This is a genomic window from Candidatus Streptomyces philanthi, from assembly GCF_059553635.1.
Genome location: NZ_JCANQV010000066.1, coordinates 1 through 23,634, shown reverse-complemented (window position 1 = coordinate 23,634; position 23,634 = coordinate 1). Strand labels below are relative to the sequence as shown.

At 71.9% G+C, this 23,634-nt stretch carries 20 protein-coding genes; 13 read left to right on the top strand and 7 right to left on the bottom strand.

Annotated features, from left to right (window positions below):
* The 8 genes from AC51EU_RS10960 to nuoN all read left to right on the top strand — a co-directional run.
* A partial coding sequence (locus tag AC51EU_RS10960; protein WP_496266606.1) for a molybdopterin dinucleotide binding domain-containing protein occupies positions 1 to 870 on the top strand: 870 nt, incomplete at its 5' end.
* Positions 867 to 2,267 carry an NADH-quinone oxidoreductase subunit NuoH gene (nuoH, locus tag AC51EU_RS10955; RefSeq protein WP_496266604.1) on the top strand — a complete coding sequence of 467 codons (1,401 nt, stop codon included), beginning with the start codon at positions 867 to 869 and terminating at the stop codon, positions 2,265 to 2,267. The genes AC51EU_RS10960 and nuoH, both read left to right, overlap by 4 nt.
* Positions 2,260 to 2,850 (top strand): NADH-quinone oxidoreductase subunit NuoI, encoded by a 591-nt coding sequence (gene nuoI, locus AC51EU_RS10950; protein WP_496266603.1) that lies wholly within the window; start codon positions 2,260 to 2,262, stop codon positions 2,848 to 2,850. The genes nuoH and nuoI overlap by 8 nt, the downstream gene beginning before the upstream one ends.
* Positions 2,847 to 3,716 (top strand): NADH-quinone oxidoreductase subunit J, encoded by an 870-nt coding sequence (locus AC51EU_RS10945; RefSeq protein ID WP_496266602.1) that lies wholly within the window; start codon positions 2,847 to 2,849, stop codon positions 3,714 to 3,716. Before nuoI ends, AC51EU_RS10945 begins: the two co-directional genes overlap by 4 nt.
* Positions 3,713 to 4,012 (top strand): NADH-quinone oxidoreductase subunit NuoK, encoded by a 300-nt coding sequence (nuoK, locus tag AC51EU_RS10940; protein WP_496266600.1) that lies wholly within the window; start codon positions 3,713 to 3,715, stop codon positions 4,010 to 4,012. Before AC51EU_RS10945 ends, nuoK begins: the two co-directional genes overlap by 4 nt.
* Before the next feature lie 13 nt (positions 4,013 to 4,025).
* Positions 4,026 to 5,909, top strand: coding sequence for an NADH-quinone oxidoreductase subunit L (gene nuoL, locus AC51EU_RS10935; protein ID WP_496266599.1), 1,884 nt, complete (start codon positions 4,026 to 4,028; stop codon positions 5,907 to 5,909).
* A gap of 3 nt (positions 5,910 to 5,912) precedes the next feature.
* On the top strand, positions 5,913 to 7,565 hold the full coding sequence (locus AC51EU_RS10930; RefSeq protein ID WP_496266597.1) for an NADH-quinone oxidoreductase subunit M: 1,653 nt from the start codon (positions 5,913 to 5,915) through the stop codon (positions 7,563 to 7,565).
* The gene (gene nuoN, locus AC51EU_RS10925) at positions 7,562 to 9,214 is read left to right on the top strand and encodes an NADH-quinone oxidoreductase subunit NuoN (protein ID WP_496266596.1); all 1,653 of its coding nucleotides are present in this window, start codon (positions 7,562 to 7,564) and stop codon (positions 9,212 to 9,214) included. Before AC51EU_RS10930 ends, nuoN begins: the two co-directional genes overlap by 4 nt.
* A 68-nt stretch (positions 9,215 to 9,282) precedes the next feature.
* On the opposite strand, the gene fahA is transcribed toward nuoN, so the two are convergent.
* Positions 9,283 to 10,497, bottom strand: a complete 1,215-nt coding sequence (fahA, locus tag AC51EU_RS10920) for a fumarylacetoacetase (RefSeq protein WP_496266594.1) — start codon at positions 10,495 to 10,497, stop codon at positions 9,283 to 9,285.
* A gap of 386 nt (positions 10,498 to 10,883) precedes the next feature.
* On the opposite strand from fahA, the gene AC51EU_RS10915 reads away from it, so the two are divergent.
* Both AC51EU_RS10915 and AC51EU_RS10910 read left to right on the top strand, forming a co-directional pair.
* Positions 10,884 to 11,897, top strand: coding sequence for a polyprenyl synthetase family protein (locus tag AC51EU_RS10915; RefSeq protein ID WP_496266593.1), 1,014 nt, complete (start codon positions 10,884 to 10,886; stop codon positions 11,895 to 11,897).
* 255 nt (positions 11,898 to 12,152) lie between these two features.
* Positions 12,153 to 13,397 carry a LolA family protein gene (locus AC51EU_RS10910; RefSeq protein WP_496266592.1) on the top strand — a complete coding sequence of 415 codons (1,245 nt, stop codon included), beginning with the start codon at positions 12,153 to 12,155 and terminating at the stop codon, positions 13,395 to 13,397.
* A gap of 142 nt (positions 13,398 to 13,539) precedes the next feature.
* Here the strand turns inward: AC51EU_RS10910 and rarD are convergent, their stop codons facing one another.
* The 6 genes from rarD to AC51EU_RS10880 all read right to left on the bottom strand — a co-directional run bounded on the left by rarD (position 13,540) and on the right by AC51EU_RS10880 (position 21,612).
* Positions 13,540 to 14,538: an EamA family transporter RarD gene (gene rarD / locus AC51EU_RS10905; RefSeq protein ID WP_496266591.1), complete on the bottom strand. Its 999-nt coding sequence runs from the start codon at positions 14,536 to 14,538 to the stop codon at positions 13,540 to 13,542.
* Positions 14,539 to 14,759: 221 nt separating this feature from the next.
* Complete coding sequence (locus AC51EU_RS10900; protein ID WP_496266589.1) at positions 14,760 to 15,854, bottom strand: 2-oxoacid:ferredoxin oxidoreductase subunit beta; 1,095 nt, start codon at positions 15,852 to 15,854, stop codon at positions 14,760 to 14,762.
* Positions 15,847 to 17,787, bottom strand: a complete 1,941-nt coding sequence (locus AC51EU_RS10895; RefSeq protein WP_496266587.1) for a 2-oxoacid:acceptor oxidoreductase subunit alpha — start codon at positions 17,785 to 17,787, stop codon at positions 15,847 to 15,849. The genes AC51EU_RS10900 and AC51EU_RS10895 overlap by 8 nt, the downstream gene beginning before the upstream one ends.
* A gap of 298 nt (positions 17,788 to 18,085) precedes the next feature.
* Positions 18,086 to 18,745 (bottom strand): LuxR C-terminal-related transcriptional regulator, encoded by a 660-nt coding sequence (locus tag AC51EU_RS10890; protein ID WP_496266608.1) that lies wholly within the window; start codon positions 18,743 to 18,745, stop codon positions 18,086 to 18,088.
* Between the two features lie 152 nt (positions 18,746 to 18,897).
* The gene (locus tag AC51EU_RS10885) at positions 18,898 to 20,211 is read right to left on the bottom strand and encodes a sensor histidine kinase (protein ID WP_496266586.1); all 1,314 of its coding nucleotides are present in this window, start codon (positions 20,209 to 20,211) and stop codon (positions 18,898 to 18,900) included.
* A 192-nt stretch (positions 20,212 to 20,403) separates the two neighbouring features.
* On the bottom strand, positions 20,404 to 21,612 hold the full coding sequence (locus AC51EU_RS10880; RefSeq protein ID WP_496266585.1) for a sensor histidine kinase: 1,209 nt from the start codon (positions 21,610 to 21,612) through the stop codon (positions 20,404 to 20,406).
* Between the two features lie 254 nt (positions 21,613 to 21,866).
* Between AC51EU_RS10880 and AC51EU_RS10875 the strand changes: the two genes are divergently transcribed.
* The 3 genes from AC51EU_RS10875 to AC51EU_RS10865 form a co-directional block, all read left to right on the top strand.
* Entirely contained in the window at positions 21,867 to 22,271 is a 405-nt protein-coding gene (locus AC51EU_RS10875; protein WP_496266584.1) for an NADH-quinone oxidoreductase subunit A, read from the top strand.
* Positions 22,262 to 22,930: an NADH-quinone oxidoreductase subunit B gene (locus tag AC51EU_RS10870; protein WP_496266583.1), complete on the top strand. Its 669-nt coding sequence runs from the start codon at positions 22,262 to 22,264 to the stop codon at positions 22,928 to 22,930. The genes AC51EU_RS10875 and AC51EU_RS10870 overlap by 10 nt, the downstream gene beginning before the upstream one ends.
* The coding region (locus AC51EU_RS10865) for an NADH-quinone oxidoreductase subunit C (RefSeq protein ID WP_496266582.1) at positions 22,927 to 23,634 on the top strand (708 nt) is incomplete at its 3' end. The genes AC51EU_RS10870 and AC51EU_RS10865, both read left to right, overlap by 4 nt.

The window sequence follows — 23,634 nt, the reverse complement described above, 5'->3', positions numbered from 1 at the left end:
GTCGGCGATGTGCGGGCCCGGGAGGAGGTCGCCGCCCTGTGGGGCGTGTCCCTCCCGGAACGGCCCGGCCGCGACACCTGTGCGATCGTCGAGGCCGCGGCCCGCGGGGAGTTGGACGCCCTCCTGGTGGGCGGCGTCGACCCCGCCGACCTGCCGGACCCGGAGCGCGCCCTCACCGCCCTGGACACCGCCGGTTTCGTCGTCAGCCTGGAGCTGCGGCCCTCCACGGTCACCGAACGGGCCGATGTGGTCCTCCCCGTGGCGGCCGTCCAGGAGAAGGCCGGAACGTTCCTCACCTGGGAGGGCAGGGCCCGGCCGTTCGAGGCCGCCCTCAAGCCGGACCAGCTGGACGGCCGTCATCTGCCGTCCGACGCCCGGGTGCTGCACATGCTCGCGGACGCCCTCGACGTCCCCCTGGGCCTGCCGGACCTGGTCGCCGTACGCCGGGAGACGGCCCGCCTCGGCACCTGGGACGGGCCCTGGGCCCCCGACCCGCAGGAGGCCGGGCGCCCGATGCCGCGCCCCGAGGCCGGGGAGGCGGTCCTCGCCGGGCACCGGCTGCTGCTCGACCGGGGCCGGCTCCAGGAGGGCGACGAGGCGCTGGCCGGCACCCGGCACCCCGCCGTGGCCCGGATGTCGCCGGCCACCGCCGAGGAGACCGGGGTGAAGGACGGCGACGAGGTCGCGGTGACCGGCCCGTCCGGCACCGTCCGGCTGCCGCTCGCCGTCACGTCCATGCCCGACCGGGTGGTGTGGCTGCCGCTGGACTCCGTGGGGGCCGGTGTGGTCGCGGACACCGGGGCGCACCCCGGTGAACTGGTGAGGATCTCCGCCGTGTCCGGTACGCCCGCCAAGGAGGTGGACGCATGATGCCGCAGCCCGGCCCCCTGGCCGCAGCGGGCGGTGCGCTGGTCCAGGAGGACCTGTCGATGTTCGGCCGCGACCCGTGGTGGCTGGTCCTCGTCAAGGCGGTCTTCTGCTTCGCGTTCCTCATGCTGACCGTGCTGTTCGCGATCGTCTGGGAACGTAAGGTCGTCGCCTGGATGCAGCTGCGCATCGGCCCCAACCGGCACGGCCCCTGGGGACTGCTCCAGTCCCTCGCCGACGGCGTCAAGCTGATGCTCAAGGAAGACCTGATCGTCAAACGGGCCGACAAGGCGGTCTACATCCTGGCGCCCGTCGTCGCGGCCGTGCCCGCCTTCATGGCCATCGCGGTGATCCCCTTCGGGCCCGCGGGCAACGAGATCTCGATCTTCGGTCAGCGCACCACGATGCAGCTCACCGACCTGCCCATCGGCGTCCTCTACATCCTGGCCACGGCGTCCGTCGGCATCTACGGCATCGTGCTGGCCGGCTGGTCGTCCGGGTCGACGTACCCGCTGCTCGGCGGCCTTCGCTCGTGCGCCCAGATGATCTCGTACGAGATCGCGATGGGCATGTCGTTCGCCGCGGTCTTCCTCTACTCCGGGTCGATGTCGACGTCGACGATCGTGGAGGCGCAGCAGGGCCGCTGGTACATCCTGCTGCTGCCGGTGTCGTTCGTGATCTACATCGTGGCGATGGTCGGCGAGACCAACCGCGCGCCGTTCGACCTGCCGGAGTCCGAGGGCGACCTGGTCGGCGGCTTCAACACCGAGTACTCGTCGATCAAGTTCGCGATGTTCATGCTCGCCGAGTACGTCAACATGGTCACCGTCTCGGCGGTCGCCGTCACCCTCTTCCTGGGCGGCTGGCGCGCCCCCTACCCCATCTCGGCGTTCTGGGACGGCGCGAACCACGGCTGGTGGCCGATGCTCTGGTTCGTCATCAAGGTCCAACTGCTGCTGTTCTTCTTCATCTGGCTGCGCGGCACGCTCCCCCGGGTGCGCTACGACCAGTTCATGAAGCTGGGCTGGAAGGTCCTCATCCCCGTCTCGCTGCTCTGGCTGATGCTGGTCGCGGCGGTGCGCGCGCTGAAGAACGAGGGCTACGACTTCCAGCAGATCGTCCTCTACGTCGCCGGGTCCGCGGTCGCCCTGCTGCTGATCTCCCTCGTCGTCGACTTCTTCCGGCGCGGCAAGGAACCCGACGGCGAGCGGAAACCGGACGGCGACGGGCTCTTCGACCCGATGGCCGGCGGATTCCCCGTACCGCCGCTGCCCGGCCAGAGCCTGCCGCCGGTGCCGCGTCGGCGCCCGCGCGGGGAGCGGGAGCTGATTGTCAGTGGCGGGGTGGACACTGTCCGTGACGAAAGTGGAACCGACGGAAAGGGGGGCGACGGTGCCTGAGTTCCAGAACCCCGTGGCCGGCTTCGGCGTGACCTTCAAGGCCATGTTCAAGAAGCGGCTGACCGAGCAGTACCCGGAGGAGAAGAAGCCGACGGCGCCGCGCTTCCACGGCCGCCACCAGCTCAACCGCCATCCGGACGGCCTGGAGAAGTGCATCGGCTGCGAGCTGTGCGCCTGGGCCTGCCCGGCCGACGCCATCTACGTCGAGGGCGCGGACAACACCGACGAGGAGCGCTACTCCCCGGGCGAGCGCTACGGCCGCGTCTACCAGATCAACTATCTGCGCTGCATCCTGTGCGGTCTGTGCATCGAGGCGTGCCCGACCCGCGCCCTGACCATGACGAACGAGTACGAACTCGCCGACAGGACCCGCGAATCGCTCATCTACACCAAGGAGGAGCTGCTCGCGGGCCTGGAGGACGGCATGGTCGACACCCCGCACGCGATCTTTCCCGGGACGACGGAAAAGGACTACTACAACGGCCGGGTGACGAGCGCCGCGCCCGGCACGGTCCGCCAGGTGGCCGTCTCCAAGGGGGAGAAGCCCGAGGACGCGCCGCGGGACGAGGAGGTGCAGGCATGAGTGCCCTCGCCGCCGCGTTCACCACCACCTCCACGGGCGAGGCCGTCCAGTTCTGGATCCTCGCCGTGGTCGCCGTCGCCGGGGCGCTCGGCGCGATCCTGATGAAACGGGCCGTGCACAGCGCCCTCTGCCTGGCCGGCACCATGATCGTCCTTGCGGTGTTCTACCTCTCCAACGGCGCGTACTTCCTGGGCATCGTGCAGATCGTCGTCTACACCGGCGCGATCATGATGCTGTTCCTCTTCGTCGTCATGCTGGTCGGTGTCACCGCGGCCGACTCGCTCACCGAGACCCTCAAGGGCCAGCGGTGGGCCGCCGCGGGACTCGGCCTCGGCTTCGGCGTCCTGCTGATCGCCGGCATCGCCAACGCCTCCCTCAAGGAGTACAACGGCCTCGCCGACGCCAACGCCGCCGGCAATGTGCAGGGCCTGGCCGCGCTGATCTTCACCAAGTACGTCTTCGCGTTCGAGCTCACCGGCGCCCTGCTGATCACCGCGGCCGTCGGCGCGATGGTCCTCACCCACCGCGAACGCACCGAACGGGCCCGCACCCAGCGCGAACAGGCCGAGACCCGGGTGCGCGAGGGCGCGAGCGCCGACTGGCGGCTGCCGACGCCGGCGCCCGCCCCCGGTGTCTACGCCCGCCACAACGCCGTGGACGTCCCCGCCCTGCTGCCCGACGGCACCCCGTCCGAACTGACCGTCAACTCCACGCTGCGCTCCCGCGGCCAGATCCGCGACGTCTCCGGGGAGGCGCTGGCCGCGATGAAGTCGCTGGAGAGCCGCTCGGAGGACTGGCTGGAGCGCGGCGGCGGCCCGCGTTCCTCGTCCTCCGGCCCCGCGCCGAAGGAAGGGGCGCAGAAATGAACCCGGTCAACTACCTCTATCTCGCGGCCCTGTTGTTCACCATCGGCGCGGCCGGCGTGCTGATCAGACGGAACGCCATCGTGGTGTTCATGGGCATCGAGCTGATGCTCAACGCCTGCAACCTCGCCTTCGTGGTGTTCGCCCGGATGCACGGCAATCTCGACGGCCAGATCATCGCGTTCTTCACGATGGTCGTCGCCGCCGCCGAGGTCGTGGTCGGCCTGGCCGTCATCGTGACGATCTTCCGCACCCGCCATACGGCCTCGGTCGACGACGCCAGCCTGATGAAGCTGTAAGGGGTCGCACAAAGTGGAGAACTTGATCGCGCTGCTGATCGCGCCACCACTGCTCGGCGCGGCCCTGCTGCTGTGCGGCGGCAGGCGCCTCGACCGCAGCGGCCACTGGATCGGCACCCTGCTCGCCGTGGTGTCCTTCGCCCTCGGCGCCGTGCTCTTCGCCGGCATGCTCGGCAAGGATCCCGGCCACCGGACCATGCACCAGCACCTGTTCAGCTGGATTCCGGTCGGCGGCTTCCGCGCCGACGCCGCCTTCCAGCTCGACCAGCTGTCGATGACCTTCGTCCTGCTGATCACCGGGGTCGGATCGCTGATCCACCTCTACTCGATCGGCTACATGGAGCACGACGAACGGCGCCGCCGCTTCTTCGGCTACCTCAATCTCTTCCTCGCGGCGATGCTGCTGCTCGTCCTCGCCGACAACTACCTCCTGCTGTACGTCGGCTGGGAGGGCGTCGGCCTCGCCTCGTACCTCCTGATCGGTTTCTGGCAGCACAAGCCCAGCGCGGCCACCGCCGCCAAGAAGGCGTTCCTGGTCAACCGCGTCGGTGACGTCGGCCTGTCCATCGCGATCATGCTGATGTTCGCGACGTTCGGGACGTTCGCCTTCGGCCCGGTACTGGCCTCCGCGGGCGCCACCGGCGAGGGGAAGATCACCGCCATCGCCCTGATGCTGCTGCTCGCCGCCTGCGGCAAGTCGGCGCAGGTGCCGCTCCAGTCCTGGCTCGGTGACGCGATGGAGGGCCCGACCCCGGTCTCGGCCCTGATCCACGCCGCCACGATGGTCACCGCCGGCGTCTACCTCATCACCCGCTCCGGCGCGCTGTTCGAGGCGGCGCCCGCCGCGCAGACGGCCGTGGTCACGGTCGGCGCGGTCACCCTCCTCTTCGGTGCGATCGTCGGGTGCGCCAAGGACGACATCAAGAAGGCGCTGGCCGGTTCGACGATGTCGCAGATCGGCTACATGATCCTCGCCGCCGGCCTCGGCCCCCTCGGCTACGCCTTCGCGATCATGCACCTGGTCACCCACGGCTTCTTCAAGGCCGGTCTGTTCCTCGGCGCGGGCTCGGTGATGCACGGCATGAACGACGAGGTGGACATGCGCCGTTACGGCGGGCTGCGCCGCTACATGCCCATCACCTTCGTCACCTTCGGCCTCGGTTATCTCGCCATCATCGGCTTCCCCGGTCTGTCCGGCTTCTTCTCCAAGGACAAGATCATCGAAGCGGCGTTCGCCAAGGGCGGCACCGAGGGCTGGATCCTCGGCGGCGCGGCCCTCCTCGGCGCCGCCGTCACCGCGTTCTACATGACCCGCGTGATGCTGATGACCTTCTTCGGCGAGAAGCGCTGGGACCCGGACGAGTTCCACCCGCACGAGTCCCCCAGGACGATGACGATCCCGATGATCGTCCTCGCCCTCGGATCGGTCGGCGCCGGCGCCCTGTTCAGCATCAACGACGCCTTCGTGACCTGGCTGGAGCCGGTCACCTCCTTCGCCCACGGCCACTCCCCGCTGAGCGCCACCACCACGACCGCGGCCACCATCGTGGTGCTGCTCGCCGGCGTCGCCACCGCCTGGCTGATGTACGGCCGCAGGGCGGTACCGGCCGTCGCCCCGCGCGGCTCGCTGCTCACCCGGGCCGCCCGCCGCGACCTGCTCCAGGACGACGTCAACGATCTGGTCCTGGTGCGCGGCGGCGGACACCTCACCCGCGCCCTGGCCCTGTTCGACCACTCCGTGGTGGACGGCGCGGTCCACGGCACGGCGGCCTCCATGGGCGGACTCTCCGGCCTGCTGCGCCGGTTGCAGAGCGGCTTCGTCCGCTCGTACGCAGTCCAGATGGTGGGCGGGGCGGCCGTGCTCGTCGCCGCGACCCTGCTGATGAGGGGTGTCTGAGCCATGTCCTTTCCCCTGCTGACGGCGACCGCGGCGGTGCCCGCGCTCGGCGCCGTCGCCACCGCCGCACTGCCCGCGGCCCGCCGCACCGCCGCGAAATGGCTGGCCCTGGGCGTCTGCCTGGTCACCTTCGTCCTGGCGGTCACCATCGCGGTCCGCTTCGACCCGGGCGCCAAGGGCCCGTACCAACTCATCGAGTCCCACGCCTGGATCAGCGACTTCGGGGTCCGCTACGAACTCGGCGTGGACGGCATCGCGGTCGCCCTGATCGCCCTGACCACCCTGCTCGTCCCGTTCGTCGTCCTGGCCGGCTGGCACGACGCCGACCAGCTGGAGGGGGCCGCGCCCGACCGCCGCTGGCGGCCCACCCAGGGCTTCTTCGCGCTGATCCTGGCCGTCGAGGCGATGGTGATCCTCTCCTTCGAGGCCACCGACGTCTTCCTCTTCTACCTCTTCTTCGAGGCCATGCTCATCCCGATGTACTTCCTCATCGGCGGCTTCGGGGACCGCGCGGGGGCGGGCGACGAACGGGCCAGGGCGGCGCGGCGGTCCGCCGCCGCGGTGAAGTTCCTGCTCTACAACCTCGCCGGCGGCCTGATCATGCTGGCGGCCGTGATCGGCCTCTACGCCGTCACCGCCGACCAGCTCGGCAGCGGCACCTTCTCCCTCCAGCAGATCGTCGAGGCCCGCGCCTCCGGGCAGCTGCACCTGGCCGCCGGCACCGAACGGCTGCTGTTCCTCGGCTTCTTCTTCGCCTTCGCGGTGAAGGCGCCGCTGTGGCCGCTGCACACCTGGCTGCCCGGCGCGATGGGGGAGTCGGCCGCCCCGGTCGCCGTGCTGATCACCGCGGTGGTCGACAAGGTCGGTACGTTCGCGATGCTCCGCTTCTGCCTCCAGCTGTTCCCGGAGGCCAGCCGCTGGGCCACCCCGGTCGTCCTGGTCCTCGCCGTGATCAGCGTGCTCTACGGTGCCCTGCTCGCGGTCGCCCAGCCGGACATCAAGCGGCTGATCGCCTACGCCTCGATCTCCCACTTCGGCTTCATCGTCCTGGGCGTCTTCGCGACGACCTCCCAGGGCCAGAGCGGCGCCACGCTCTACATGGTCAACCACGGCGTCTCGACCGCCGCGCTGATGCTCGTCGCCGGCTTCCTGATCACCCGCCGCGGCTCGCGGATGATCGCGGACTACGGGGGTGTGCAGAAGGTCGCCCCGGTCCTCGCCGGGACGTTCCTCATCGGCGGTCTGGCGACCCTCTCGCTGCCCGGTCTCGCCCCGTTCGTCAGCGAGTTCCTCGTCCTGGTCGGCACGTTCACCCGCTATCCGGTGGCCGGTATCGCCGCCACCGTCGGGATAGTGCTGGCGGCGCTGTACGTCCTGGTCCTCTACCAGCGGACGATGACCGGCCCGGTGAAGGACGAGGAGATCCGCCGGATGCCGGACCTGCGGCCCCGCGAACTGGCGGTGGTCGCCCCGCTCGTCGCCCTGCTGCTGTTCCTCGGGGTGTACCCGAAGCCGCTCACCGATCTCGTCGGCCCCGCCGTCGGGCACACCCTGTCCGTCGTGGACCGGCAAGACCCCCAGCCCGAAGTGCAGGTGAACGCCGAGCCCGGAACGGGCCGTGACGCGCCTGCCCGAGACGTGGAGGCCGCGAAGTGACGTCCGTGGCAAGCGTCCACAGCCTGTGGACGGCGGCGGCCGAGGCGCCCGGCAGGCTCCCGGCCCCGCACATCGAGTACGCCCAGCTCTCCCCGACGCTGATCGTCTTCGGCGCGGCCGTGATCGGCATTCTCGTCGAGGCGTTCCTGCCCCGCCGCCACCGCTACACCGCCCAGCTGCTGCTGTCGGTACTGGCGCTGGCCGCCGCGTTCGCCTCGGTGATCGCCCTGGCGGCGGACGGCTTCGCCACGTCCAGGGCGGGGGTCGCGGCGATGGGGGCGATCGCCGTCGACGGCCCCGCGCTGTTCCTCCAGGGCACCCTGCTGCTGGTGTCGCTGATCGCGGTGTTCATCTTCGCCGAGCGCCGGCTGGACCCGGCGGCGCACGGCAAGGCCGTCGACTCGTTCGCGGCGCAGGCCGCCGCGGTGCCCGGCGGCGCCGCCGAGCAGGCCGCCGTCAAGGCGGGTCTGACCACCACCGAGGTCTTCCCGCTGCTGCTCTTCGCGGTCGGCGGCATGCTGGTCTTCCCGGCCGCCAACGACCTGCTGACGCTCTTCGTCGCGCTGGAGGTCTTCTCCCTCCCGCTGTACCTGCTGTGCGCGCTGGCCCGCCGTCACCGGCTGCTGTCGCAGGAGGCGGCGCTGAAGTACTTCCTGCTCGGCGCGTTCTCCTCGGCGTTCTTCCTCTTCGGCGTCGCCCTGCTGTACGGCTACGCGGGCACGGTCACCTACGCCGGGATCGCCGAGGTCGTCTCGGACGGGGCCCAGCAGATCGACCCGGCGCTGGCGGGCACGATGGGCAATGACGTGCTGCTGCTGCTCGGCGGGGCGCTGGTGCTGATGGGCCTGCTGTTCAAGGTCGGCGCGGTCCCCTTCCACATGTGGACGCCGGACGTCTACCAGGGCGCCCCCACCCCCGTCACCGGCTTCATGGCGGCCGCCACCAAGGTCGCCGCGTTCGGCGCGCTGCTGCGGGTGCTGTACGTGATGCTGCCGGGACTGCGCTGGGACTGGCGTCCGGTGATGTGGGGCGTGGCGATCCTGACGATGCTGGGCGGCGCGATCGTCGCCGTCACCCAGACCGACATCAAGCGGCTGCTGGCCTACTCCTCCATCGCCCACGCCGGTTTCCTCCTGGCCGGTGTGCTCGCCGCGAGCGGCAACGGCATCTCGTCCGTGCTCTTCTACCTCGGCGCCTACTCCTTCGTGACGCTGGGCGCGTTCGCCGTCGTCACGCTGGTGCGGGACGCGGGGGGCGAGGCGACCCAGCTGTCCCAGTGGGCCGGGCTCGGCAGGCGGTCGCCGCTGGTGGCGGCGGTGTTCGCGGTGTTCCTGCTGGCGTTCGCCGGTATCCCGCTGACGTCCGGTTTCGCGGGGAAGTTCGCGGTGTTCACGGCGGCGGCCCAGAGCGGCGCCGGCTGGCTGGTGGTGGTCGGTGTGCTCGCCTCGGCGATCGCCGCGTTCTTCTACATCCGGGTGATCGTGCTGATGTTCTTCAACGAGCCGAAGCCGGAGGGCCCGACGGTCGCGGTGCCGAGCCCGCTGACGACCACGGCCATCGCGGTCGGTGTGGTGGTCACCCTGGTGCTCGGTCTCGCGCCGCAGTACTTCCTCGATCTGGCGGGGCAGGCGGCGGTGTTCGTCCGCTGATCCGCGGCCCGCACGGTGACGGCCGCCGCCCGCCCCCTTCCGAGGGGCGCCGGGCGGCGGCCGTCGTGTCACGGGCGGGCGGGAACGTCCTCACGGGCGGGCAGGACGCGGCCGGTGACCTCGCCCAGGCCGACCCGAGCGCCGTCCGGGCCCGGGGCCCACGCGGTGAGCGTGACCTCGTCACCGTCCTGGAGGAACGGGCCCTTGCCCTGGGTGATTTCCAGCAGGCAGCCGAGCTGGTCCGGCTCGGGCCCGGAGACGGTGCCGGAGGCGAACAGGTCGCCGGTGCGCAGCGAGGCGCCGTTGACGGTCATATGGGCGAGCTGCTGCGCGGCCGTCCAGTACATCGCGGAGAACGGCGGCCGGGAGACGGTCTCGCCGTTGACGGTGACCTCGATCCGCAGATCGAGCCCGCCCGGCTCGGTCCCCGCGTCGTCCAGGTACGGCAGCAGCGGGACCTCACGGGCCGGCGGCGCGGTACGGGCGTGGTCGAACGCGTCGAGGGGGGTGATCCACGCGGAGACGGAGGTGGCGAAGGACTTGCCGAGGAACGGGCCCAGCGGCACGTACTCCCAGCCCTGGATGTCGCGCGCCGACCAGTCGTTGAGCAGGCAGACGCCGAAGACATGGTCGCGGAAGGCGTGCAGCGGCACCGGCTCGTGCAGCGTGGACGGGGTGCCGACGACGAAGCCGACCTCGGCCTCGATGTCCAGCCGCCGCGACGGCCCGAACGTCGGCGCCTCGTCCGCGGGGGCCTTGCGCTGGCCGTGCGGGCGGACGACCGGGGTGCCGGTGACGACGACGGTGCCGGCCCGGCCGTGGTAGCCGATGGGGAGGTGCTTCCAGTTCGGGGGGAGGGCGACGCCCTGCGGGCGGAAGATCTTGCCGACGTTGGTGGCGTGGTGCTCGCTGGCGTAGAAGTCGACGTAGTCGGCGACCTCGAAGGGCAGATGCAGGGTGACCTCGTCCAGCGGGTGCAGCAGCGGGGCGAGCGCCGTGCGGTGCGCCGGGTCGGTGACGGCGCCGCGGACCGCGGCGCGGACCTCGCGCCACACGGGCCGTCCGGCAGCGAGCAGGGGGTTGAGCGTCGGCGCGCCGAGCAGGTCGGCGTGCGGGACGGGAAGCACGTCGGGCAGGGCGCTCAGGTCGAGGACGTGCCGGCCGTAGCGGACGCCGAGGCGGCGCCGGCCGGGGGCGTCGGTGGTGCTGAAGACGCCGTAGGGGAGGGTGTGCGGTCCGAAGGGGTCGCCTTCGGCCAGGTCGAACGGGCTCTGCTCGGGCATGGACAGCTCCTCGCGTTCGTCGTCGCCGGTGGGCCGGGGCCGATGGGCCGGGGCCGGTGGGTCCGCCGCTCAGGGTACGGGCGCGTGCCGGGCGGTCCGAGGGGATGGCCGAAGAACGCCGCTGGTTGCGGAGGATCACTTTCCGATTACAGATGTGGCGGCGGGTCGCGCCGGGGTCGTCCATACTGCTGCGGCCCGCAGGTCGGCGGTCGGAGGGCGGCGCGGGGAGATTCATGTCATATCGGCCGGTGGAATGGTCGCTTCACCGGGCGGTTCCGGGGACGGGTGCTCACGGTGATCCATCTGCGACCGGATACGCTGGCCAGTGGTGGAGACAGCGACAGATCGACATTCCGTTTGATCGTCAGCAGACAGGAGTACCCCTCGTGACCGTCGGCGGGCCCTTCGGGCTGAGCGTGCGGGACCAGGCTCTGGAAGCCGATGTCCAGGCCGGATTGGCGGCCGTCGAGGAGGGCCTGCTGGAGGCCACCAAGAGCGACGTGCCGTTCATCACCGAATCCGCGCAGCATCTTCTGCGCGCGGGCGGCAAACGGTTCCGGCCGCTGCTGGTGATGCTGGGCGCGCGCTTCGGCGACCCGTACGCGCCCGGCGTCGTACCGTCCGCCGTCGTCGTGGAGCTGACGCACCTGGCGACGCTCTACCACGACGACGTGATGGACGAGGCCGAGGTGCGCCGCAGCGTGGTCAGCGCCAACGCCCGCTGGGGCAACTCCGTCGCCGTACTGACCGGCGACTTCCTCTTCGCCCGCGCCTCGCACATCCTCGCCGACCTCGGCCCCGAGGCGGTCCGCATCCAGGCCGAGGCGTTCGAACGCCTGGTCACCGGCCAGATCCTGGAGACCGCGGGCCCCCGCGACGGCAGCGACCCGGTCGAGCACTACCTCGACGTCCTCGCCGGCAAGACCGGCTCCCTGGTCGCCGTCGCCTGCCGGATCGGCGCGATGATGGCCGGCGCCGACGAGAGCACCGTCAGCATCCTCACCCAGTACGGCGAACGCCTCGGCATCGCCTTCCAGCTCGCCGACGATGTCCTCGACATCGCCAGCGACGCGCACGAGTCCGGCAAGACGCCCGGCACCGACCTGCGCGAGGGCGTCGCCACGCTGCCGGTGCTGCATCTGCGGGCCCGCGCCGAGAGCCCGTCGGGGACCGCCGAGGACCGCGCGCTGTGCGAACTGCTGGCCGGGGACCTCACCGACGACGCCCGGCACGCCGAGGCGCTGGCCGCGCTCCGCGCCCACCCCGCGCTGGAGGAGGCCCGCCGCGACACCGTGCGCTACGCCGAGGAGGCCCGCGCCGCGCTCGCCCCGCTGCCGGAGTGCCCCGCCAAGGCGGCGCTGGTGAGCCTGTGCGACGCGGTGGTGCACCGCGCCGGATGAGCGCGCCGCCGGACGTCCCCTAGGGGCTGCGGCACCCCCTTTTCCAGCGCGGATCACCCTCCCGTTGGACGCGCTACGCCGTTCGATGACTGCCTCTCATCCCCCAGCAGGAGGACTGCTTGCTCCCGCGGGTTGACGCCGTGCCCGCGGAGTTCTGGTGGGATGGACGTATCAGAACGCGGTGGCGGGGCCACACTTGAGCCCTGGGGGAGACCGTGCGAAGCGCAGGACCCCCGCACACGACGGAGGTAGCACATGTCACGGAACGAACCGATACAGGCCACCGGGGACGACGAGCGCCCGTCGAAGCGCCGCATGGCGGTGCGGTACGGCGTGCCGGTCGCGGTGGCGGGGGCGGCGGCGCTGACGGTCGGGCTGGTCCCGGCGTTCGCCGGTTCCGGCTCCCCCGACCTGCCGAAGATCTCGGCCGAGCGGCTGATCGCCAAGATCGCGGCGTCCGACACCCAGCAGCTGTCCGGCACCGTCCGGATCACCACCGACCTCGGCCTGCCGTCCCTGCCGGGCGGCTCCGGCGGCGGCATCCCCGGCAACGGCGGCTTCGCCGGCCCGCAGGGCTCGAAGGTGCCAGGCGCCTCGGCCACGCCCGGCGGCAAGCTGATGGAGCTGGCGTCCGGCGCGCACACCCTGAAGGTCGCGGCGGACGGCCCGGACCGGCAGCGCCTGGACGTCGTCGACAAGGACGCCGGGTACACCGTCGTCCACAACGGTGACACGGTCTGGGCGTACGACAGCGCCAGCGACACCGCCGTGCACAGCGAGAAGGCCGGCGCGGGCAAGCACCGGGAGCGCGAGGGCCTGGAGAAGGCCACCCCGCAGCAGCTCGCCAAGGAGGCACTGAAGGCGGCCGGGGACACCACCTCGGTCACCGTCGACGGCACCGCCAAGGTCGCCGGGCGGGACGCGTACCAGCTGCGCATCGCGCCGAAGCAGCAGGGTTCGACGGTCGACGCGATCCGTATCGCGGTCGACGCGGACAACGGGGTGCCGCTGCGCTTCACCCTCGACCCCAAGAGCGGTGGCGCGGCCGCGATCGAGGCCGGCTTCACCGAGGTCGACTTCGCGAAGCCCGCCGCGGACACCTTCGCCTTCACCCCGCCCAAGGGCGCGAAGGTCGTCGAGGGCGACGCGGCGCGCGGCAAGGACGGCAAGGGCGTCCTGCCGGGCACGGGCCACGGGGACCTCAAGGACTTCAAGGGCCTCAAGGACGTCAAGGGCCTGGAGAACGCGGGCTTCGAGGTCATCGGCAAGGACTGGACGAGCGTCGCCGCGCTCAAGGGCGCCGGTTCCGGCCTGCCGATCGGAAGCGGTGAGGCCGGCTCCCTGCTGGACTCCTTCGGCCAGAAGGTGACCGGCTCGTTCGGCTCCGGCCATGTCTTCAGCACCCGCCTGGTCAACGCCCTGCTGACGGACAAGGGCGAGGTCTACGTCGGCGCCGTCGACGCGAGCACCCTGATCAAGGCCGCCGGCTCCGGCAAGTGACGCGAAGGGCCCGGTCCGCTGACCGGGCCCCTGGGGGACGGCGGGCGGCCCGCCGTCCCCTTCGGCGTGCCGCGGCCGGAGCGCGCGGTCCGGGCACCACGGACGCCGGGGCGGCGCTTTCCCGCAGCGGCCGCCAGGGCCGCTACGCCCGGACGTGGTCCCCGGACGCCTCGCCCGCGGCCTGCCCCTCGCCGCCCGCCGCCCGAGCGGCCAGGGCCTCCCCGGCGCGTGCCCCGGCGGTCGCCAGTGCCGTCCGTCCCTTGCGCGCGGTGCGCAGCGCGTCCCACGTCAGCACCATCAGCGCCGCCCACACCAGCGCGAACCCGGCCCAGCGCTCGACCGGCATCGCTTCGTGGAAGACGGTGAGCCCCAGCACGAACTGGAAGGTCGGCGCCAGGTACTGCATCATCCCGAGCGTCGTCAGCGGCAGCCGTACGGCGGAGGCGCCGAAGCAGATCAGCGGCAGCGCCGTCGCCACACCGCAGCCCGCGAGCAGCAGCGCCGAACCCCATCCGCCGCTCACGAACCCGGACTGCCCCCGTGTCCCGAGGACGATCAGGAAGCCCAGCGCGGGCAGGAACTGGAGCGCGGTCTCGGCACTGAAACCGTCCACGCCGTCGAGCTTGATCCCCTTCTTGACCAGGCTGTACGTCGCGAACGACAGCGCCAGCCCCAGCGAGATCCACGGCACCCTGCCGTAGGCCACGGCCATCACCACGACCGCGACGGCCCCGATGCCCACCGCCGCCCACTGCGCGGGCCTCAGCCGCTCGCGCAGCACCAGCACGCCGAAGGCGATGCTGACCAGCGGGTTGATGAAGTAGCCGAGCGACGCCTCCAGGACGTGCCCGCTGTTGACGGCCCAGATGTAGAGGAACCAGTTCGCCGAGATCACGACCGCGGCCAGCAGCACGAGGCCGAGACGTTTGGGCTGCCGCAGCAGCGGCCCGATCCAGGACCAGCGCCGCAGCACGGCCAGGATGACGACGGCCACCGGCAGCGACCAGACCATCCGGTGCGCCAGGATCTCGGCCGGCGAGGTGGCGTCGAGAAGGTGCCAGTAGAGGGGCAGCAGTCCCCACATGGTGTAGGCGGCGAACCCGTAGACGAGTCCGGTCCGCTGGTTGCTACGAGACCCCAAGGGACCCTCCTGACGGTGCTGGTGCGACCCGGTGACGGTAACGCCGGAATCTCCCGCCTGTCATGTCCGTACCGGCATACGGTCATGACAGTCCGGAGGGTGGCACGCCGGGCCCCTCCGCTTGTGCCCGCACCACGACGACGGGTGCCCGTACCGCGCGCCCTGCGGCGCTGCGGTACGGGCACCCGTGGTGGACGTCCGTGCCCCGGTGGGGCGGGGGATCAGCCGACGACCGTCCAGGTGTCGTTGCCGGCCAGCAGGGCGCCCAGGTCGCCCTTGCCCTTCTGCTCGACGGCGGTGTCCAGCTGCTCGGCCATCAGCGCGTCGTAGACCGGGCGCTCGACGTCGCGCAGCACCCCGATGGGGGTGTGGTGCAGCGTGTCGGGGTCGGCGAGCCGGGAGAGGGCGAAGGCGGTGGTGGGGGAGGGGCTGTGCGCGTCGTGCACCAGCACCCCGTCCGTGCCCTCCTCGCGGACGTCGATGATCCGCAGGTCGCCGGTGGCGGCGTCACGGACCACGCCCATGACGCCGAGGCCGTCCTCGCCGGGCGCGCCGAAGCGGATCGGCTGCCCGTGCTCCAGGCGGATGACCGCCTCCTGCGCCGTGTCCTTGTCCTTGAGGACCTCGAAGGCGCCGTCGTTGAAGATGTTGCAGTTCTGGTAGATCTCCACCAGCGCCGTACCGGGGTGCTCGGCGGCCGCCCGCAGCACGGAGGTCAGGTGCTTGCGGTCGGAGTCGACGGTGCGGGCGACGAAGGACGCCTCCGCGCCGAGCGCCAGCGAGACCGGGTTGAACGGCGCGTCCAGCGAGCCCATCGGCGTCGACTTGGTGATCTTGCCGACCTCGGAGGTGGGGCTGTACTGGCCCTTCGTCAGACCGTAGATCCGGTTGTTGAACAGCAGGATCTTGAGGTTGACGTTGCGGCGCAGGGCGTGGATGAGGTGGTTGCCGCCGATGGACAGCGCGTCGCCGTCGCCCGTGACGACCCACACCGACAGATCGCGCCGCGAGGTGGCCAGGCCCGTCGCGATGGCCGGGGCACGGCCGTGGATGGAGTGCATCCCGTAGGTGTTCATGTAGTACGGGAAACGGGAGGAGCAGCCGATCCCGGAGACGAAGACGATGTTCTCCTTCGCCAGCCCGAGCTCGGGCAGGAAGCCCTGGACGGCGGCGAGGACGGCGTAGTCACCGCAGCCGGGGCACCAGCGCACCTCCTGGTCGGACTTGAAGTCCTTCATGGACTGCTTGGCCTCGGCCTTGGGCACCAGGGAGAGCGCGGCGGCGCGCGCGGGCCCCTCCGGGATCGTCTCAGTCATTGATGGCCTCCTTAAGGACCTCCGCGAGCTGCTCGGCCTTGAACGGCATCCCGCTGACCTGGGTGTACGAGCGCGCGTCGACGAGGTACCGGGCACGCAGCAGGGTCGCGAGCTGCCCGAGGTTCATCTCCGGCACGATCACCTTCTCGTAACGGCCCAGCACCTCACCCAGATTCCTCGGGAAGGGGTTGAGATGGCGCAGATGGGCCTGGGCGATGTGCGCCCCCGCGCCCCGTACGCGCCGTACCGCCGCCGTGATCGGCCCGTAGGTCGAACCCCAGCCCAGGACAAGGGTGGTGGCCTCGCCCGACGGGTCGTCGACCTCGGTGTCCGGGACCTCGATGCCGTCGATCTTCGCCTGGCGGGTGCGCACCATGAAGTCGTGGTTGGCCGGGTCGTAGGAGATGTTGCCCGTGCCGTCCTGCTTCTCGATGCCGCCGATCCGGTGCTCCAGGCCCGGCGTGCCCGGCACCGCCCAGGGGCGCGCCAGGGTCTGCTCGTCCCGCTTGTACGGCAGGAACGTCTCCGTGCCGTCCTGTGCGCGGTGGTTGGGACCGGTCGCGAACTGGACGCGCAGATCGGGCAGTTCCGCGGCCTCGGGAACCCGCCAGGGCTCCGAACCGTTGGCGAGGTAACCGTCCGAGAGCAGGAAGACGGGGGTGCGGTAGGTGAGGGCGATGCGGGCCGCGTCCAGTGCGGCGTCGAAGCAGTCGGCGGGCGTCCTCGGCGCCACGACCGGCACCGGCGCCTCGCCGTTGCGCCCGTACATCGCCTGGAGCAGATCGGCCTGCTCGGTCTTGGTCGGCAGACCGGTCGAGGGGCCGCCGCGCTGGATGTCGACGATGACCAGCGGCAGTTCGAGGCTGACGGCCAGACCGATGGTCTCCGACTTCAGCGCCACACCGGGCCCCGACGTCGTCGTCACCGCGAGGGACCCGCCGAACGCCGCGCCCAGCGCCGCGCCGATACCCGCGATCTCGTCCTCCGCCTGGAACGTCCGCACACCGAAGTTCTTGTGCTTGGACAGCTCGTGCAGGATGTCGGAGGCCGGGGTGATCGGGTACGAGCCCAGGTAGAGCGGCAGATCCGCCTGCCGGCCCGCCGCGACCAGCCCGTAGGACAGCGCGAGATTGCCGGAGATGTTGCGGTAGGTGCCGGTGGGGAAGGTCTTCGTCGCCGGGGCGACCTCGTACGAGACCGCGAAGTCCTCGGTCGTCTCACCGAAGTTCCAGCCCGCCCGGAACGCGGCGACATTGGCCTCCGCGATGTCCGGCTTCTTGGCGAACTTCGCCCGCAGGAACCGCTCGGTGCCCTCCGTCGGCCGGTGGTACATCCACGACAGCAGGCCCAGCGCGAACATGTTCTTGCTGCGCCCGGCCTCCTTGCGGGACAGGCCGAAGTCCTTGAGCGCCTCGATGGTCAGCGTCGTCAGCGGCACCGGGTGGACGCGGTACGCCGCCAGCGAACCGTCCTCCAGCGGGTTGGCGTCGTAGCCGACCTTCGCCATGGGGCGCTTGGTGAACTCGTCGGTGTTGACGATGATCTCCGCGCCGTGCGGGACGTCCCCGATGTTCGCCTTCAGGGCGGCCGGGTTCATCGCGACCAGCACATTGGGCGCGTCGCCCGGGGTGAGGATGTCGTGGTCCGCGAAGTGCAGCTGGAAGCTGGAGACACCCGGCAGGGTGCCTGCCGGGGCGCGGATCTCGGCGGGGAAGTTCGGCAGCGTGGACAGGTCGTTGCCGAACGACGCCGTCTCGGACGTGAACCGGTCGCCGGTCAGCTGCATCCCGTCACCGGAGTCACCCGCGAAACGGATGATCACACGGTCGAGGTGCCGGATCTCCTTTTCCCCGCCACCTTCACCGGATGTGCGCTGTTCCCCGACGAGCGCTCCGTCGGCCTGCTCGGCTGTGCTGTTGACCTGCCTGGTCACTGCTTCGGACCTCCCTCAGAGGCGTGTGGCTCCCCGCCCACGGCAGGGTTCGGGACGTGTGATGCCGGCCGGTGGTCCCATGCCCATCGTACGAGGGCAAGGGTGCCCTTCCCCCGGCCCGGTCACATCGTGGATGGCGCGGTGAGACGATTCTTCCGGGCAGTTCCTCAGGGAATCACCAGCCTTGTGCCCCTCTGGGACGGGGACGTCTCCGCTCGTCCTTTCGCTCTAGGACCAAGGTCCCGGTCCTTCGGTTGCGCATATGCTCCGTCCGCGCCCCCGGAGTGCGTCCGGCGTCTCAGGAGTCGAGATACGTGAGGACGGCCAGGACCCGGCGGTGATCCCCGTCACTCGGCGACAGGCCCAGCTTGAGGAAGATGTTGCTGACGTGCTTCTCCACCGCGCCGTCACTGACCACCAGCTGCCGGGCGATCGCCGAGTTCGTGCGCCCCTCGGCCATCAGCCCCAGCACCTCCCGCTCCCTCGGCGTCAGCCGCGCCAGCACGTCCTGCTTGCGGCTGCGCCCGAGGAGCTGCGCCACCACCTCCGGGTCCAGTGCGGTGCCGCCCCGGGCGACCCGCACCACCGCGTCGACGAACTCCCGCACCTCGGCCACCCGGTCCTTGAGCAGATAACCGATGCCCCGGGTCGAGCCGGCCAGCAGCTCCGTCGCGTACTGCCCCTCCACGTACTGCGAGAGGACCAGCACCCCCAGCCCGGGGTGGTCCCGCCGCAGCCGGATCGCGGCCCGGACGCCCTCGTCGGTGTGCGTCGGCGGCATCCGTACGTCCGCCACCACCACGTCCGGCGCCTGCGCGGTCCCGGCCAGCTCCCCGACCACCGCGACCAGGGCCTCCCCGTCGCCCACGGCGGCCACGACCTCGTGCCCCCGGTCGGTCAGCAGCCGTCTGAGCCCCTCCCGCAGCAGCACCGAATCCTCGGCTATGACCACCCGCACCGCGTCGTTCACCGTCTGTGACCCCGTTCTCGCCCCGGTCCCGTTTGCCGCCCCCAGCATCCCAGGACGTACGGGGAACAGGACGCACAAGGGGAACGCGGAACGGCCCGAGGGCCCGGTAACGGGTCCCCGGGTCCTCGGGCGGGGCCGCGTCAGGCGCGCCAGGGCAGCTCGGCGGTGACGGACGTCGGACCGCCGTCCGGGGACTCCACCACCAGCACCCCGTCGACGGAGCCGAGCCGCTCCGCCAGACCGGCCAGCCCGCCGCCCGCCTCGACGCGCGCACCACCGCGGCCGTCGTCCGTCACCAGCAGCGCGATCCGGTCCCCGGTCTGCCACACATCGACCGTGGCCCGTGTGGCACCCGCGTGCTTGGAGACGTTCTGCAGCAGCTCGGAGACGGTGAAGTAGACGGTGCCCTCGATCGCCGGGGCCGGCCGCCGCTCCAGGTCGACGGTCACCTTCACCGGGACGGTGCAGCGTCCGCCGAGGGAGGCCAGCGCGGGCCCCAGGCCCCGGTCGGTGAGGATCGCCGGGTGGATGCCGCGGGCGAGGTCCCGCAGCTCCTTGAGGGCCGTCTTCACCTCGCCGTGCGCCTCGTCCACCATCTGCGCCGCGGCCTGCGGGTCCTCCGTCAGCTTCTCCTTGGCCAGCCCCAGGTCCATGGCGAGCGCGGTCAGCCGGGCCTGGGCGCCGTCGTGCAGGTCCCGCTCGATCCGCCGCAGGTCGGCGGCGGCGGTGTCGACCACCACCCCGCGGTCCGACTCCAGCTCCGACACCCGGGTGGCCAGGGACGACGGCCCCAGCAGCCCCTGGACCATCACCCGGTCCACCTGCGCCAGCCCCCGGATCACCCACGGCCCGGCCAGGACGAGCAGCAGCCCGGCCCCGCTGGTCAGCCAGATCTCCGTCGTCGAGTCCAGGAAGTAGCCGCCCCCGTGACCGTCGCCCCACAGCTGGAGACCGGGCTGCCCCATGTACTCCGGGAACGTCCAGCGCCACAGCGGATACGTCAGCATCCCCCAGCCGACCGCCCAGAACGTCACCGAGAGGACAAACGCGAAGATCGCCCACGGGAGGTGCAGCAGGAAGTAGAGCAGATGCCGCCAGGACGCCCCGCTCTTGAGCACCGCGCCCACCCAGGGCATCAGGCCGGGGCCCGAGGCGCGTACGGGGCCGGGCTCGGCCACGTCCAGGCCGAGCAGCGCGCGGGCACGCGCCCGCTCCACGCCGCCGAGGGCGCGCGCCCCCGCCAGCCCGCCCGCGAGCACCGGGATTCCGAGGAACGTGACCAGCAGACCCGCGCTCAGCGACAGCACCGTCACCGCGTAGGCGAACAGCAGCGTGGCGATCGGAAGGCCGAGGAAGAGGTGGAGGAACGCCCGCCAGGTGCGCCCGGAGAAGGGGGCGCGCAAACCGGCGGGCACGCGGGGCGCGTGCGCCCGCGATGCGTCTGCGGAATCCATCGTGTCGTCGTCCGTTCTGCCGTGTCCGGTGCGCGCACCGGGGGCGCGGCGCCCTCGCGGGGCCGCGCCCGGATGCCAGCCTGCCGCGGTCCGGCGGGCCCATGAGCCCCTCCTCCGACCGCCCCTCCAGAATCCGGCGTGGACGGCCCCGCGCGCCATGAGGCTGTTCGCAGTCCGGACCGGGGGTTTTCCCTACCCCCGGCGGCGGGCCCTCTTCCCCGCCCCCTGCCCCCGCCGGTCGCGCCAGGGCAGCTCCGCCGTCACCCGCGTCGGCCCGCCGGCCGGCGAATCGACGGCGAACCGCCCGTCCACCGCCCCCAGCCGCTCCGCGAGCCCGGCCAGCCCGCTCCCGCCGCCGCACCGCGCCCCGCCCCGCCCGTCGTCCGCCACCCGGACCAGAATCCGGTCACCCTTCCGCCGCACCTCGACCGAGGCGGACCGCGCCCCGCTGTGCTTGGAGACGTTCTGCAGCAGCTCGGAGACGGTGAAGTAGACGATGCCCTCGACGGCCTCGGCGGGACGCTCCGTCAGCTCGACGCTCACCTGCGCCGGGACGGTGCAGCGCCCGGCGAGGGAGGCCAGCGCGGGGCCCAGGCCCCGGTCGGTGAGGATCGCCGGATGGATGCCGCGGGCGAGGTCCCGCAGCTCCTGGAGCGCCAGCTTCACCTCACCGTGCGCCTCGTCGACCATCGCCGCCGCCGCGTCCGGGTCCTCCAGCAGCTTCTCCTTGGCGAGCCCCAGCCCCATGGCGAGGGCGACGAGCCGGGCCTGCGCGCCGTCGTGCAGATCCCGCTCGATCCGCCGCAGATCGGCCGCGGCCGTGTCGGTGACGGCCGCCCGGTCCGACTCCAGCTCCGCGATCCGCCGCTCCAACTCGTCGGACGGCGAGAGCAGCCCGCGCGCCAACGCCCGGTTCACGTCCGACAGCCAGCGCGCCAGCCACGGCAGCGCGGGCCACGCCACGAACAGCGCGGCGAACACCACCACGAAGCCCACCACCGCCCACGGGAACACGAGCACCGCGTGCAGGGCATGCCGCCAGCCGACCGTGTCCGTCAGCCGCCCCCGCAGCCACGCCACGAGCCCCCGCCCCCGGTACCGCAACGGACTCGGCTCTGGCACCCGCACCCCCAGCAGCACCCGCGCCCTGGCCCGCTCCACCCTCCCGTACCACCGGCACACCCCCAGCCCCACCGCCAACAACGGCAACCCCACCACCGTGACAGCAAGCCCCACCCCCACCCCGACCCAGACCGTCACCCCCGCGAAAGCGACCACCCCCACCGGAAGACCCGACAAAAGAAAGGCGATTTCCCGCCAGGTCCACGCACCGAACATGAGACGGGGCGCGGGCAGCGGCACATCGCTGCCACCGTCGGAGGTCAGGGGGGTATGGGTCATGGGCACAGCGTGCCTGGGGGTGGGGGTGGTGTGCCATGGGGCCTGGACGGGGAACGGCGTAAGCGGCGCCCCACCCGCATCCTGCCTGATCAGCGCCGTGCGAAGCGGGGAGCGGCCTCGGCCGTCCGCGGGGTGGACACGGGGTGGCCGTCGTGAGAGCGGGCCGGGAGAGGCGGGGCGCTGCTCGACTAGACTCCGGACGTACAGATCACCGAAGTCGTTGGACAAGCGCGGACAGGGAGCGAGGAGCGGACGTGCCGGACGACACGACCGTGCGCACCATCGGCGCCGCGGACTACTTCCAGGGGTACGCCGTCGTCGGCATGATGGCCGTGATCGGTGTGCTCTTCGTGGCCGTGGCCTTCGGCGCGGGGCGTCTGCTGCGGCCGGTCGTGCCGACGCCCGAGAAGCTGCTCACCTATGAGTGCGGCGTCGACCCGGTCGGGGAGGGCTGGGCCCACACCCAGGTGCGCTACTACGTCTACGCCTTCCTCTATGTCGTCTTCGCCGTCGACTCGATCTTCCTGTTCCCCTGGGCGACGGTCTTCGCCGCCCCCGGATTCGGCGGGGTGACGCTCGTGGAGATGTTCGTCTTCCTGGGCTTCCTGACCGTCGGTCTGCTCTACGCATGGAAGAAGGGCGTCCTGGAATGGACGTGACCCCCGCCCCCGGCGGCGCCGCCCCGGCACCCGGCGGCAGCGCCCCCGCGTTCCTGCCCGAGCCGCGCCGCCTGGGAACGCTGGCCCGGCTCGCGCCCGAGCCGATGAAGGTGATCCTCAACTGGGGTCGCCGCTACAGCCTCTGGGTCTTCAACTTCGGCCTCGCCTGCTGCGCCATCGAGTTCATCGCCGCGTCGATGGCCCGCCACGACTTCATCCGCCTCGGTGTGATCCCGTTCGCGCCCGGCCCGCGCCAGGCCGACCTGATGATCGTCTCCGGCACCGTCACCGACAAGATGGCCCCCGCCGTCAAGCGGTTGTACGAGCAGATGCCCGAACCGAAGTACGTGATCTCCTTCGGCGCCTGCTCCAACTGCGGAGGCCCGTACTGGGACTCGTACGCGGTCACCAAGGGCGTCGACCAGATCATCCCGGTGGACGTGTACGTACCGGGCTGCCCGCCCCGGCCGGAGGCGCTGCTCCAGGGCATCCTCAAGCTCCAGGAGAAGATCGCCCGCGAGTCGCTGGGCGCCCGCTACGGCACCGAAGGCGCGTCGCGCCCCTCGACGGCCGCGCTGCGCAGCGGGCTGGTGACGGCCCCGCAACCCGGGGAACCGGACGCCGCCGGCGGGGCCGGGACGAAGGAGGGGCCGCGATGAGTGAGCAGCCGGAGCGGCCGGAGCGTGCCGGGGCTTCCGGGGCCGGGATGGCTGCGGGGGACGGTCGGGCCGCCGAGGGTGGCGAGACCGCCGGGGGCACGGAGACCGCCGGGGCCGCCGAGGCTGTTGAGGCCGCTGCGACGCGGGTCGAGGAGCCGCTGGTCGGCTGGCTGCCGGGGCCCGCGAGCGCGCTCTTCGGGGACGGTGCCACGGCGGAGCTGGCGTACGGGCTGCTGACCGTCGACGTCCCCGCCGAACGCTGGACCGAGGCGCTCACCACCGCCCGCGACGCGCTCGGCTGCACCTACTTCGACTGGCTGAGCGCCGTCGACGAACCCGGCACCGGCTTCCGGGTCTGCGCCCACCTGGCGGACGTGACCCGGCCCGGCACCGTACGCCGGCTGCTCGTGCGGACGACGGTGCCGCACGACGCCGCCGTCCTGCCCACCGCCGTCGACGTGTACGCCGGGGCGGCCTGGCACGAGCGTGAGACCCACGAGATGTTCGGGGTCGACTTCACCGGTCACCCCCACCTCGTCCCGCTGCTGCTGCCCGACACCTTCGAGGGACACCCGCTGCGCAAGGACTTCGTCCTCGCGGCGCGGGTCGCCAAGGCGTGGCCGGGCGCGAAGGAACCGGGCGAGTCCGAGCACGGCGGCCCCAAGCGCCGGCAGATGCTGCCACCCGGCGTCCCCGACCCGAAC